The sequence below is a fragment of the Sinorhizobium fredii NGR234 genome (assembly GCF_000018545.1).
Classification (GTDB): Bacteria; Pseudomonadota; Alphaproteobacteria; order Rhizobiales; family Rhizobiaceae; genus Sinorhizobium; species Sinorhizobium fredii_A.
Genome location: NC_012586.1, coordinates 2,062,678 through 2,075,197, shown reverse-complemented (window position 1 = coordinate 2,075,197; position 12,520 = coordinate 2,062,678). Strand labels below are relative to the sequence as shown.

The window sequence follows — 12,520 nt, the reverse complement described above, 5'->3', positions numbered from 1 at the left end:
GCTTGCGGGGAGAAGGTGCCGGCAGGCGGATGAGGGGCCGACCAAACACAAATGCGCGTTTTGGTGTCAGGGAGCTACCTGTTGCTGGCGTTCCCCGTGAACGCTCTCTTCTGATCTGCATGCGCTGCACAATGGCGCTTTGTATTTTTGCTGCGCTGCCGCGACGAACTGGCCTTGACCGAAGCGCACTTCCCGCCTCTATTCGTATGACTGATCCGGTGGACCAACCAGTGGATCAGTGGAGGAGTGGCGCCGATGACTGGCAGTCCGATACTCACGCAGATGCCGAAGGTGGGGCGGAGCCTTGACCGGCGCACGGCGCGTGAGTTGATTGCCGACAAGCTGATGGTGCTGGTCGCCACCAACATGCTGAGGCCCGGCGACGAACTGCCGGGGGAGCGAGAACTCGCCAACGTCCTCCATGTCAGCCGCGAGACGGTGCGCGGTGCCATTCAGACGCTGGCGGCGCGCGGCATCATCGAGGTGTCGCAGGGAAGCCGCAGCCGTGTTGCCGATGTCGATCTCAGCGACGTCACGGTGACGATCGCCTCGCCGAATGCCATCGACAGCTACGATCTCGAGGATGTCCATGCGGCGAGGCTGCACATAGAGCTGAAGGTGGTGGGCGATGCCGCCGCCAACATGGACGACGAGGCACTGAAGAAGCTTGAAAGCCTGCTCGAGGCACAGAAGCTCTGCAGCGACGACGCGATGCGCTTCCTGATCTGCGACCGCGAATTCCACGTGGCGATCTACCGGGCCTGCGGCAATCCGCTGCTCTCGGACTTCGTCACAGACCTCTATACTTACATGATGGACTACCGGCGCAGCGCCATGTCGCGCCCGGGTGCGATCGAGGCGAGCTACAAGGATCACAGCGAAATCGTCGAGGCGCTGCGGCGGCGCGACCGTGAAGCGGTCGTCGCGGCCTTTCACGAGCATCTGATGCGCATCTATCGGACGACGAAGGAACTGCTCGTTGACGGAAACGGCAGGAAACAGAAACAGAAGGGCACGCGCAATCCGGAATGATCCGGATGTGGCCGAACGGAGGAGGTTCGCCGCGAATGCATGTCATGATCATCGGTGCGGCCGGCATGATCGGCCGGAAACTCGTCGAGAAACTGGCGGCCGAGCCGGGCGCCCTCGGCTATGAGATCGGCCGGCTGAGCCTGGTGGACGTGATTGAGCCGCCGATTCCCGCGGCCTATTCGGCAATCTCGACGGCGCTGGCGCTCGATCTGTCGCGGGAAGGCAGCGGCGAGCAGCTTGTCGCGACACGGCCGGACGTCATCTACCATCTCGCGGCGATCGTCTCGGGCGAGGCGGAGGCCGATTTCGACAAGGGCTACGGCGTCAATCTCGACGGGACGCGGGCGCTCTTCGAGGCGATCCGCCAGGAGGGTCGGCGCGAGCCCTATTCGCCGCGCCTCGTCTTCGCCTCCTCGATCGCCGTCTTCGGCCAGCCGTTCCCGGAAAAGATCGGTGACGAGTTCTTTACGACGCCGCTGACGAGCTACGGCACGCAGAAGGCGATCTGCGAACTGCTGCTGGCCGACTATTCGCGGCGCGGCTTCTTCGACGGCATCGGCATCCGCCTGCCGACCATCTGCATCCGGCCGGGCAAGCCGAACAAGGCGGCGTCCGGCTTCTTCTCCAACATCCTGCGCGAGCCGCTGGCCGGCCAGGAGGCCGTCCTGCCGGTCGATGAAAACGTCCGGCACTGGTTCGCCAGCCCGCGCTCGGCCGTCGGCTTCTTCGTTCACGCGGCGCGGATGGAGACAAGCCGGATCGGGCCGCGGCGCAACCTGACCATGCCGGGCTTGTCGGCGCTGGTCGGCGAGGAGATCGAGGCGCTGAAGCGCGTTGCCGGGCCGAAGGCCGCCGGCCTCATCCGCCGCGAACCGGACCCGGTCATCGGTGCGATCGTCGCCGGCTGGCCGACGAATTTCGATGCGCGCCGCGCTCGTGAACTGGGCTTCACGGCCGAGAGCAGCTTCGACGAGATCATCCGCATCCATATCGAGGACGAACTCGGAGGGAAGATCTGACATGACAGAGGGCAAGAGATCGGGCGAGGGCAAGATCGCGCTGGTGACGGGCGGCGGGTCCGGCGTCGGCCGCGGCATCGCCAGGCGACTGGGTGCCGAGGGCTATCTCCTTGTCATTACCGGGCGCCGCGCCGACGTATTGCAGCGCGCGGCGACGGACATCGCTGCGGAAACCGGCGGCAGCGTCCGGGCAATTGCCTGCGATGTCGGCGATCCCGGGCAGGTTGTGGCCCTTTTCGATGCGATCCGGAGCGAGTTCGGCAGGCTCGACCTGCTCGTCAACAATGCCGGCTCGACCGTGCCGCCTGTTCCGCTCGAGGAGGTCACCTTCGAGCAATGGAGTGGAATTCTTGCCGCGAACCTGACCGGCGCCTTCCTCTGCACCCAGCAGGCCTTTCGGCTGATGAAGGCACAGGACCCGCGCGGCGGCCGGATCATCAACAACGGCTCGATTTCGGCGACGACGCCCCGGCCCAACTCGGCACCCTACACGTCAACCAAGCATGCGATCACCGGGCTCACCAAGGCGACGGCACTCGACGGGCGACCCTTCGATATTGCCTGTGGGCAGATCGATATCGGCAACGCCGCAACCGACATGACGCAGAAGATGAGCAGCGGCGTGCTGCAGGCCAACGGCGAGATCGCAGCGGAGCCGACGATTCCGGTCGAGCATGTCGCCGATGCCGTCGTCTACATGGCGAGCCTGCCGCTGACGGCCAATGTGCTGACGATGACGGTGATGGCGACGAAGATGCCGCTGGTCGGCCGCGGATAGGATCAAAGCCTTTGCCCATCCACTGGAGGATGGGGCGGAGGCAGGAATGAGTTCTGGGAGGAACGCAAATGGCAGGCGTGGATTTTGTCGATGTCCGGAAATCCTTCGGGGCTGTTCCCATCATCAAGGGCGTGAATATCGAAATCGACGACGGCGAGTTCGTCATTCTCGTGGGCCCGTCCGGCTGCGGAAAATCGACCTTGCTGCGGATGCTGGCGGGGCTCGAGAACATCACGGCGGGAGAAATCCGCATCGGCGACCGCGTCGTCAACCGGCTGCCGCCGAAGGATCGCGACATCGCCATGGTGTTCCAGAACTATGCGCTCTATCCGCATATGACGGTCGCCGACAACATGGCCTTCTCGCTGATGCTGGCAAGCACGCCGAAGGCGGAGATCGACAAACGGGTCGGTGTTGCGGCGGAAATCCTCGGGCTCTCGAAGCTGCTCGACCGCTATCCGCGCCAGCTGTCCGGCGGCCAGCGCCAGCGCGTCGCCATGGGCCGGGCGATCGTGCGCGACCCGCAGGTGTTCCTGTTCGACGAACCGCTCTCGAACCTCGACGCCAAGCTGCGCGTCGCCATGCGCGCCGAGATCAAGGAATTGCACCAGCGGCTGAAGACGACGACGGTCTATGTCACCCATGACCAGATCGAGGCGATGACGATGGCCGACAAGATCGTCGTCATGCATGACGGCATCGTCGAGCAGATCGGCGCGCCGCTCGAGCTCTACGACCACCCGGCCAATCTCTTCGTCGCCGGCTTCATCGGCTCGCCGGCCATGAACATGATCCGCGGCCGGCTACACCCGGAGGATCCGACGGCCTTCATGACCGCGGACGGCACGGCGCTTCCCGTCGCCCGGCCGAGTGCAGCCGCCCGGGGTCGCGACCTCGTCTACGGCCTCAGGCCCGAATATATGTCGCTCGACCCGAACGGTCTGCCCGCCGAGGTCGTGGTGACCGAGCCGACCGGCTACGAAACGCAGATGATCGCCAGGCTCGGCGGCAACGACGTGACCTGTGTCTTCCGCGAGCGGGTGACTGCCAAGCCCGGCGAGACGATCCGCCTCAAGATCGACGGCGCGCATGTTCATCTGTTCGACGCTGAGACCGGACAGCGATTGTTCGACTGACGCCCGTCCGGGAGGAGGAAGGGGAGGAGCCTTCCTCGCCGCGCGGGCGATGCCGGGCAACCGCCGGCATCGGGGTCGCAGCATTCGCCAAGCGGGACGGCGAATGCCGGGAAGATTTGCTCCCGCTGTTTCAAGGAGGAGTACCAATGCCGATAAAGAGACGTGATTTCCTCGCAACCTCCGCCGCCCTTGCCGGCGCCGTGGGTCTTGGCATCCGCCCGACCTTCGCGCAGGCCGAACCGAGCTACAAGCCGGAGGAAGGCGCGAGCCTCAGGCTTTTGCGATGGACGCCTTTCGTCAAGGGTGACGAGGATGCCTGGCTTGCCAATACCAAGAAGTTCACCGAGGCAACCGGCGTCGAGGTCCGCATCGACAAGGAAAGCTGGGAGGACATTCGCCCGAAGGCGGCCGTTGCCGCGAATGTCGGCTCCGGCCCGGACATGGTGATGTGCTGGTTCGATGACGCGCATCAGTATCCGGACAAGCTCGTCGACGTCACCGAACTCGCCAATTACCTCGGCGGCAAATATGGCGGCTGGTACGATGGCGTGAAGGGTTACGCGACCCACGACGGCAAGTTCATCGCCATGCCGCTGACGGCGATCGGCAACGCCGTCTGCTACCGCGACAGCCACATGAAGGCGGCCGGCTTCAGTGAATTTCCGAAGGATACGGCGGGCTTCCTCGAGCTCTGCAAGGCGATGAAGGCGAAGGGCACGCCGGCCGGTTTCCCGCACGGCAAGGCGGTCGGCGACGGCAACAACTACGCCCACTGGCTGCTTTGGAGCCATGGCGGCAAGATGGTCGACGAAGGCGGCAAGGTGACCATCAACAGCCCGGAGACGCTGGCGGCTATCAACTACGCCAAGCAGCTCTACGAGACCTTCATTCCGGGCACGGAAAGCTGGCTCGACATCAACAACAACCGCGCCTTCCTCGCCGGACAGGTCTCGCTGACGGCGAACGGCGTCTCGCTCTATTATGCCGCCAAGAAGGATGCGGCGCTCGCCGAGCTGGCGGCGGATATCCGCACCACCAACTTCCCGATCGGCCCGGTCGGCCAGAGCGTCGAGCTGCACCAGACGAGTTCGATCCTGCTCTTCAACCACAGCAAATATCCGGAAGCGGCCAAGGCCTACATCAAGTTCATGATGGAAGCCGAGCAGATGAATGCCTGGATCCAAGGCTCGAGCGCCTATTGCTGCCAGCCGCTGAAGGCCTTCGCCAACAACCCGGTCTGGACCGCCGACCCGATCCACGCGCCCTATGCCAAGGCCTCCGAGACGCTGCGGCCGAACGGCTATGCCGGTCCGCTCGGCTACGCCTCGGCCGGGGTCATGGCCGACTACGTGCTGGTCGACATGTTCGCGACGGCAGTAACCGGCCAGATGACGCCCGAGGATGCCGTCGTCGAGGCCGAACGGCGGGCAAACCGCTACTACCGCGTGTGATTTTCCGTGGCGGCCTGTCGGCCGCCACGTCCATCGACGAGGCCGGCGGCCCGGGCCGCCGGCTCAATATCTGAACCCATTCTAGGCCGGAGAAATTCGATGTCGATCACGTCGTCCGGAAAGCCGCCATCCGCCATGGCATCGCTGATGCAGAACAACAACGTGCTCGGCCTGCTGTTCATGCTGCCGGCCGCCATTTTTCTCATCTGCTTCCTTACCTACCCGCTGGGGCTCGGCGTCTGGCTCGGCTTCACCGACACGCGCATTGGCCGCGACGGCATCTTCATCGGGCTTGAGAACTACGAGTTCCTGGCACGCGATTCGGTCTTCTGGCTCTCGGTCTTCAACACGCTGCTCTATACATTCGTGGCGTCGATCCTGAAGTTTGCGCTCGGCCTGTGGCTGGCCTTGCTGCTCAACGAAAACCTGCCGTTCAAGTCCTTTTTCCGCGCCATCGTGCTGCTTCCCTGGGTCGTGCCGACGGTGCTTTCGGCGCTCGCCTTCTGGTGGATCTACGATTCGCAGTTCTCGATTATTTCCTGGTCGCTGATGGAGCTCGGGGTCATCGACGGGCCGATCAACTTCCTCGGCGATCCGACCAACGCGCGCGCCTCGGTCATCGCCGCCAATGTCTGGCGTGGCATTCCCTTCGTGGCGATCTCGCTGCTTGCCGGTCTGCAGACGATCCCGGCGTCGCTGCAGGAAGCCGCCTCGCTCGACGGCGCCACCAGCTGGCAGCGTTTCCGCTATGTGACCCTGCCGATGCTGACGCCGATCATCGCCGTCGTAATGACCTTCTCGGTGCTGTTCACCTTCACCGATTTCCAGCTCATCTACGTGCTGACCAAGGGCGGACCGGTGAACGCCACGCATCTGATGGCGACGCTTTCGTTCCAGCGCGGCATTCCGGGCGGCCAGCTCGGCGAGGGGGCGGCGATCGCCGTCGCCATGATCCCCTTCCTGCTCGCCGCCATCATGTTCAGCTTCTTCGGCCTGCAGCGGCGCAAATGGCAGCAGGGCGGACAGGACTGAGATCGGGAGAGACAAGATGAACACGACCACGAAAATAGAAGACGAGGTCCTCACCGATACCGCCGAGGGGATGAGCTATCTCAACCGCCTGCCGCGCCGGATCGTCACCCTTTACCTGCCCATGGCGGTCTTCGTCTTCGTGCTGCTGTTCCCGTTCTACTGGATGGCGATCACGGCGGTGAAGCCGAATTCGCAGCTCACCGACTACAACAATTACAGCCCCTTCTGGGTCGTGGGGCCGACGCTCGATCACATCAAGTATCTGCTCTTCGAGACCTCCTATCCGGGCTGGCTATGGAACACGATGCTCGTCGCCCTCGGCTCGACGATCCTGTCGCTGGCTGCGTCGATCTTCGCGGCCTATGCGATCGAGCGGGTGCGCTTCACCGGTTCGCGCCCGGTCGGGCTGATGATCTTCCTCGCCTATCTGGTACCGCCGTCGATCCTGTTCATCCCGCTCGCCTTCATCGTCTTCAAGTTCGGCATCTACGATTCTAAGCTGGCGCTGATCTTCACTTATCCAACATTCCTCATTCCCTTCTGCACCTGGCTGCTGATGGGCTATTTCCGCTCCATCCCGTTCGAGCTGGAGGAAAGCGCCCTGGTGGACGGGGCGACGCGCTGGCAGATCCTTATCCGGATCATCCTGCCGCTCGCCGTGCCGGGCCTGATTTCGGCCGGCATCTTCGCCTTCACGCTGTCCTGGAACGAGTTCATCTATGCGCTGACCTTCATCCAATCATCGGAGAACAAGACGGTGCCGGTCGGCGTGCTGACGGAGCTGGTGCGCGGCGACGTCTTCGAATGGGGCGCGCTGATGGCCGGCGCGCTGTTCGGTTCGCTGCCGGTCGTCATCCTCTATTCGTTCTTCGTCGACTACTACGTCTCGTCGATGACGGGCGCGGTCAAGGAGTGATGCTCATCGTCTGCCGGCAACCAGAAATACGGAGAATGCGGCGCAGGCGGCAAGCGGTCCCAAGGCGCCTGGATCTCGCATCGCCCAAAGGGTCAGGCCGCTGTAAAGTGACCATGCAACCGGAATCGGCAGAAGCAGCCCCAGTTTCCTCTGACCCAGCATCAGCATGGCGCCGAACGTCGTTGCAACCGTCGGATCGGGCATCATGCCGAAGGTTTCGGCCGAGACGGGGGAGCGGCCTGCAAGCCAGGCAATAAACGGGTAGGCGAGCAGACCGAACACTGAAAGACCAATTCCGCCATAGTGGCGCAGGCGGCCTGCAGGCGCGGGATCGCGTGCCATCAGGCCGACGAGAACCAGCAATGCCGCCTGGATCCAGAAGGCGGCCGCCGCGTAAGGCATCGCCCGGTTGATCCCGGCATAGCGCGCCCACAGGAACTGCCAGGCGCAGAAGGCCCATGCCAGGGCGAGCAAAGGAAGAACTGCCAGCCGGACGCGGCGAACGTGTATGGCGGCCGGAACGAGCACGGCAAGCGCGGCCGCGATGAGCACGATCTGAAGGGGCCAGAAGTCCTGATTGTACCGTTCGATCAGCCGGAAATAGACCCGCGGCGAGAACAGCAGCAGATCTTGAAGCGTATAGGTCGCCCAATCGGACATCAGATGCAATCCGCATCAGGTCGGGGCGCACTCACAGCGCTTCCACATAGTCGACCATGCGCCGGCGCGTTGCCTCGTCGGGCAGGACGCCCCTTGCCGCGCCGAGGTTCTCCCGGACATGGTCCGCGCGGGTGGTGGCGGGGATCGCACAGGTCACCTCCGGATGCGAGATGATGAATTTCAGCAGGAACTGCGCCCAGTTGCCGGCGCCCGTCTCGGCAAGCCAGTCCGGCAATGGCGCGTCCTCGACCTGCCGGATGAGGTCGCCCTGCCGGAACGGGCGGTTGGCGATGACCGCGATGCCCTTCTCCCGCGCCAGCGGCAGGATGCGGTCCTCCGCTTCCCGATCGAGGATGTTGTAGGTGAGCTGCACGAAATCGATCGGCTGCTCCGCCATGACGCGCGCGATCTCGCGATGACGGCGCCCTTCGGAGGTGGTGATGCCGACATAGCGCAACTGCCCGGCCGCCTTCATGTCGAGGAGAGCGGGCAAATGCTCCTCCCAGGAGACCAGATTGTGGACCTGCATGAGATCGAATCTGCCGACGCCCCAATGGTCACGCGACGCCTTGATCTGGGCGGCGCCGCTTGCGGGGTCAGAGATCCAGACCTTCTCCGCCGAAAACAGCCGGTCGGGATGGCCGAGCTTGCGAAGGCCGTAGCCGATCGTCGGCTGGGAGGAGCCGTACATCGGCGAGGAGTCGATCATGCGGCCGCCGCCTTCGAAGAAGGTGGCGATCACGGCGGCGCATTCGTCCTTCAGGAGGGGATCGTCCCCGACATTGAAGGTGATCCAGGTGCCGAGGCCGATCGCAGGCAAGGGCTCGCCGGTTTTCGGAATGGTTTTGGTGATCATGTCGCCAGCCTGGCCCGCTGCCAGCCGCGGCATGAGCGGCAGCGATAGGCCGAGGCCAAGCGCCTGAACGATTGTGCGCCGCGTGACGGTCATCGGTCGCTCCCTTCCGTTCGAAGCTTTGCAAGCTTGGTTCCGGCAGCGACATAATACCCCCGGCGGGGCCGCTCTGCAGCCCCGAAGCGGTGAATGTGCGGGATCGAACCCGCCGGTCAGCCTGCAGCGTCAAAGGCGCGCTTGAGCGCGGCAATGTCGAGCTTCACCATGCCGAGCATGGCTTTCGCTGCCCGCTTGGCCCGGTCGCGATCGGGGCTGGACATCATCTCGCCCAAGGCGCGCGGCACGATCTGCCACGAGAGACCCCAGCGGTCCTTCAGCCAGCCGCATTGTTCCGCTCCGCCGCCATTGGCAAGGAAGGCATCCCATATACGGTCGATCTCCTCCTGGCTGTCGCACTGCACCTGAATAGAGAAGGCGTGGTTGAAGGCATCGAAAGGCCCGGCTTCCAGCGCGGTGAAATTCTGGCCGTCCAGGGTGAATTCGATCACCTTGACGCTGCCTGGAGGGCCGCTCGGGGTTTCCGCCGGCACGGTTGTTTCGCCTGATATGGCCGAGTTCGGAATGATCGAGACGTAGAAGTCGACGGCTCGGCGAGCCTGCTCCGCGAACCAGAGGTGAGAGACGATCTTGGGCATGGATGAACTCCTTTGTCATGTCCAATGACATGAAGACGTGCCGCCCCGCCCCCATCCGACAGGTCGGGCCGAAAAAAAAGCACTATGGAGATGAAGCCGCTGCCCGCGAACTGTGCTTTGGTCGCTGGAGGAAGTTCCCGTCACCAGGGCCGCCAGCCGCTCGACCAGTAACGGTCCTTCAATTCGCTCAAGCGATCCTCGATATCGGAGATGACATCCTCTGTGCGCGAAGAACGCCGCGTGGACCAGTATGGACGGCTGGTGCTTGCCAGGATCAGGCCGACGAGACCGACCAGTGCCAGGGCCGTCCAGGCGGGATGCTCTCGTGCCATTTCTCCGGCCTTGCGACCCGTATCTTTCACCGTGTTTGCCACAGCCCTGCCGGAGGGAATGCCGAGATCGGCGAGCGTCTCCTTCAGCGCATTGACCTGATCACGAAGCCACCGGACTTCTTCCTCCATCGTCTTCTGGTTCGGAACGCCGACCGTGCCGCTTTTCGTGTCGACGACGCCGCGCGGGACAGCGGAACCGATTGATTTTTCCTGTGCCATTGCTGATCCTCCATTTCTGAACCCGTGAGGTGGTCCCCGGGAGGAAAACGACGGTGGGCCGTTGGAGTTCCTTCGTTCCGAGCAGGCGGCATGGTGACGGAGCCCGGGTGGTGCCCCCAGTTCAATGTTGATTTCGCCGGTTGCGAAGTGATCTGGCGCCAGATAGTTTTCGCGTTAAGCAATTTGCATTGGTGAAATTTGCCACCCGGTCTGCCCTTGATTATCGAAAGCGTGGATGCGGGATAGTGGATGATGGATCGACGATGAAGAACCGACAGGCTGGGGAAGCGGCAGATGCGCATCCGACCGTTGCCGCAACAGAAACGAAGCAGCGCCGGCGCTCATTGGCCATGGGTTTGCTGCGCGCCCGCGAGGCGGTGATGAGCCATTTCCGGCCGATCCTCGCGGCTCACGACGTCACCGAGCAGCAATGGCGTGTCATCCGCGTTCTCGCCGAGGAGGGGATGCTCGACGCGACCGAGGTGGCGGACAAGGCCTCCATCCTGGCCCCGAGTCTCACGCGCATGATCCGCTCGCTCGAGGAGCGTGGCTTCATCACCAAGCACAAGGACAAGGCGGATGGCCGGCGGGTGCTGCTCAAGGTGACGCCCGCCGGGCAGGCGGTGATCGAGGACGTCATGCCCGAAAGCCTCAGGGCCTATGGCGATATCGACGCCCGCTTCGGGGCGGAACGGGTCGAGCAACTCATCGACATGCTCGAGGAACTGGCGAGCCTGAAACTCGAAGGCGGTTCAGGCGGCGAAGAGTAAGGCACTCAATAGACCCTGCCACTCGCTGCGCCGCTTGCGGGGCTCGCCTCCTCGAAATCACGGAGCAATTGGCTCGTCGCATTGGCGAGCAGGGTCACGTCGTTGCCGATCGCCACGAAGGTCGCGCCAAGCTCGAGATAGCGCTTGGCGAGTGCCAAATCGCCGGTCAGGATGCCGGCTGCCTTGCCGTGGGATTGGATGCGAAGCAGGGACGCCTCCACCGCCGCCTGCACCTCTGGCGCGCCGGGCTTTCCGAGGAAACCCATGTCGGCGGCAAGATCGGCCGGGCCGATGAAGACGCCGTCGACGCCGTCGGTAGAGGCGATAGAGTCGAGGGCGGCAAGCCCGGCCCGGCTTTCGACCTGCAGCAGGAGGCAGATCTCGTCATTGGCCGTCTGCAGATAGTCGGGAATCCGGTTGAAGGCGGAGGCGCGGGCGAGTGCGGCGCCGATGCCGCGCACGCCCTGCGGCGGATAACGCACGGCTTTCACCATGGTTTCGGCCAGTTCCTTGCTGTCGACCATGGGGATCAACAGGGTGTGGGCGCCGATGTCGAGCAACTGCTTGACGATGTAAGTCTCGCCGATCGGCGGACGGATCACCGCGTTGCTGGCGGTGCCCTTCATCGCCTGCAGCTGCGAGACCAGTAACGGGATGTCGTTTGGGGCGTGCTCGGCATCGAGCAATAGCCAGTCGTAGCCGGCGCCGGCGCAGATCTCGACCGTATAGGGATTGGCGAGCGCCTGCCAGAGGCCGATCTGGGCGCGGCCCTCCCTGAGGGCCTGTTTGAAGAGGTTCGTGGGAGCCGGCATGAGAACGCCCTCAGGCAAAATAGAGACTGACAGAGCCGTAAGCGCCGAAATCGGCGACGATCGTGTCGCCGTGCCGCGCCTCGATCGGCCGGATGAACGAGCCGGCAAGAACGATCTGCCCGGCCTCGATGCCGTCGCCGTACTGCGCCAGCCGGTTGGCGAGCCAGGCGACGCCACGCGCCGGCTGGTTCAGTACGCCGGCGCCGAGCCCGGTTTCCTCGACCTCGGAATTGCGGCTGACGATCGCGCCCATCCAGCGGATGTCGATCTGATCGGGCCGAACGGCGCGCCCGCCGGTGACAATGCCGGCATTAGCCGCATTATCGGAAATCGTGTCGAAGACATTGCGCGTCTTCTTCGTCTCGGGATCGACGCGAAGGATGCGCGTGTCGAGGATTTCCAGCGCAGGCGTCACGTAGCCGGTGGCGTTCAGCACGTCGAAGACGGTGGCGCCCGGTCCCTTCAGCGGTGCCTTCATCACGAAGGCGATCTCCGCTTCGATGCGCGGCTGGATGAAGCGGTCGGCCGGGACCGTCGCGCCGTCCTCGAAGACCATGTCGTCGAACAGCACGCCGGAATCGGGAATATCGATGTTCAATGCATATTGCATCGCCTTGGAGGTGAGGCCGATCTTCCAGCCGATCACCTTGCGGCCGGAAGCGATCTTCTTCTTCACCCAGGCGCCCTGGATCGCATAGGCGTCGTCCATGTCGATCTCGGCGTATTTCAGCGACAGAAGGCCCGTCTGGATGCGGGTGCGCTCGGCCTGGTCGAGGCTTTCAGCGGCGGCTTCGATCTGGTCTCTGGTCAGCATG

The 12,520-nt window shown here is 63.9% G+C and carries 14 protein-coding genes; 8 read left to right on the top strand and 6 right to left on the bottom strand.

From position 1 onward, the window contains the following. Window positions 1-255: 255 nt before the first annotated feature. From NGR_RS09735 to NGR_RS09705, 7 genes are all read left to right on the top strand, one after another. Window positions 256-1,032 (top strand): FadR/GntR family transcriptional regulator, encoded by a 777-nt coding sequence (locus tag NGR_RS09735; protein WP_015888096.1) that lies wholly within the window; start codon window positions 256-258, stop codon window positions 1,030-1,032. A gap of 35 nt (window positions 1,033-1,067) precedes the next feature. Continuing rightward, entirely contained in the window at window positions 1,068-2,051 is a 984-nt protein-coding gene (gene denD, locus NGR_RS09730) for a D-erythronate dehydrogenase (protein ID WP_015888095.1), read from the top strand. A 1-nt stretch (window position 2,052) separates the two neighbouring features. Then, a complete protein-coding gene (locus tag NGR_RS09725) occupies window positions 2,053-2,829 on the top strand; it encodes an SDR family oxidoreductase (protein WP_015888094.1) in 777 nt (258 codons plus the stop codon). A gap of 68 nt (window positions 2,830-2,897) precedes the next feature. Further along, window positions 2,898-3,965 (top strand): ABC transporter ATP-binding protein, encoded by a 1,068-nt coding sequence (locus tag NGR_RS09720; protein WP_015888093.1) that lies wholly within the window; start codon window positions 2,898-2,900, stop codon window positions 3,963-3,965. Between the two features lie 146 nt (window positions 3,966-4,111). Further along, window positions 4,112-5,416 carry an ABC transporter substrate-binding protein gene (locus NGR_RS09715; protein WP_015888092.1) on the top strand — a complete coding sequence of 435 codons (1,305 nt, stop codon included), beginning with the start codon at window positions 4,112-4,114 and terminating at the stop codon, window positions 5,414-5,416. Window positions 5,417-5,515: 99 nt separating this feature from the next. Beyond that, window positions 5,516-6,448 carry a carbohydrate ABC transporter permease gene (locus tag NGR_RS09710; RefSeq protein WP_015888091.1) on the top strand — a complete coding sequence of 311 codons (933 nt, stop codon included), beginning with the start codon at window positions 5,516-5,518 and terminating at the stop codon, window positions 6,446-6,448. A 16-nt stretch (window positions 6,449-6,464) separates the two neighbouring features. Further along, the gene (locus NGR_RS09705) at window positions 6,465-7,364 is read left to right on the top strand and encodes a carbohydrate ABC transporter permease (RefSeq protein WP_015888090.1); all 900 of its coding nucleotides are present in this window, start codon (window positions 6,465-6,467) and stop codon (window positions 7,362-7,364) included. A gap of 3 nt (window positions 7,365-7,367) precedes the next feature. Here NGR_RS09705 and NGR_RS09700 read toward each other — a convergent pair whose 3' ends face one another. From NGR_RS09700 to NGR_RS09685, 4 genes are all read right to left on the bottom strand, one after another. Next, window positions 7,368-8,024 carry a DUF6064 family protein gene (locus NGR_RS09700; protein WP_015888089.1) on the bottom strand — a complete coding sequence of 219 codons (657 nt, stop codon included), beginning with the start codon at window positions 8,022-8,024 and terminating at the stop codon, window positions 7,368-7,370. A gap of 31 nt (window positions 8,025-8,055) precedes the next feature. Next, window positions 8,056-8,973, bottom strand: coding sequence for an aldo/keto reductase (locus tag NGR_RS09695; protein ID WP_015888088.1), 918 nt, complete (start codon window positions 8,971-8,973; stop codon window positions 8,056-8,058). A 116-nt stretch (window positions 8,974-9,089) separates the two neighbouring features. Then, window positions 9,090-9,572: a VOC family protein gene (locus NGR_RS09690; RefSeq protein WP_015888087.1), complete on the bottom strand. Its 483-nt coding sequence runs from the start codon at window positions 9,570-9,572 to the stop codon at window positions 9,090-9,092. Between the two features lie 140 nt (window positions 9,573-9,712). Then, entirely contained in the window at window positions 9,713-10,123 is a 411-nt protein-coding gene (locus NGR_RS09685) for a hypothetical protein (protein WP_015888086.1), read from the bottom strand. 350 nt (window positions 10,124-10,473) lie between these two features. Between NGR_RS09685 and hpaR the strand changes: the two genes are divergently transcribed. Further along, window positions 10,474-10,893, top strand: a complete 420-nt coding sequence (gene hpaR / locus NGR_RS09680) for a homoprotocatechuate degradation operon regulator HpaR (RefSeq protein WP_165447139.1) — start codon at window positions 10,474-10,476, stop codon at window positions 10,891-10,893. Window positions 10,894-10,898: 5 nt separating this feature from the next. Here the strand turns inward: hpaR and hpaI are convergent, their stop codons facing one another. Continuing rightward, window positions 10,899-11,705 (bottom strand): 4-hydroxy-2-oxoheptanedioate aldolase, encoded by an 807-nt coding sequence (hpaI, locus tag NGR_RS09675; RefSeq protein WP_015888084.1) that lies wholly within the window; start codon window positions 11,703-11,705, stop codon window positions 10,899-10,901. A gap of 10 nt (window positions 11,706-11,715) precedes the next feature. Continuing rightward, complete coding sequence (gene hpaH / locus NGR_RS09670) at window positions 11,716-12,519, bottom strand: 2-oxo-hept-4-ene-1,7-dioate hydratase (protein WP_015888083.1); 804 nt, start codon at window positions 12,517-12,519, stop codon at window positions 11,716-11,718. Window position 12,520 lies beyond the last annotated feature (1 nt).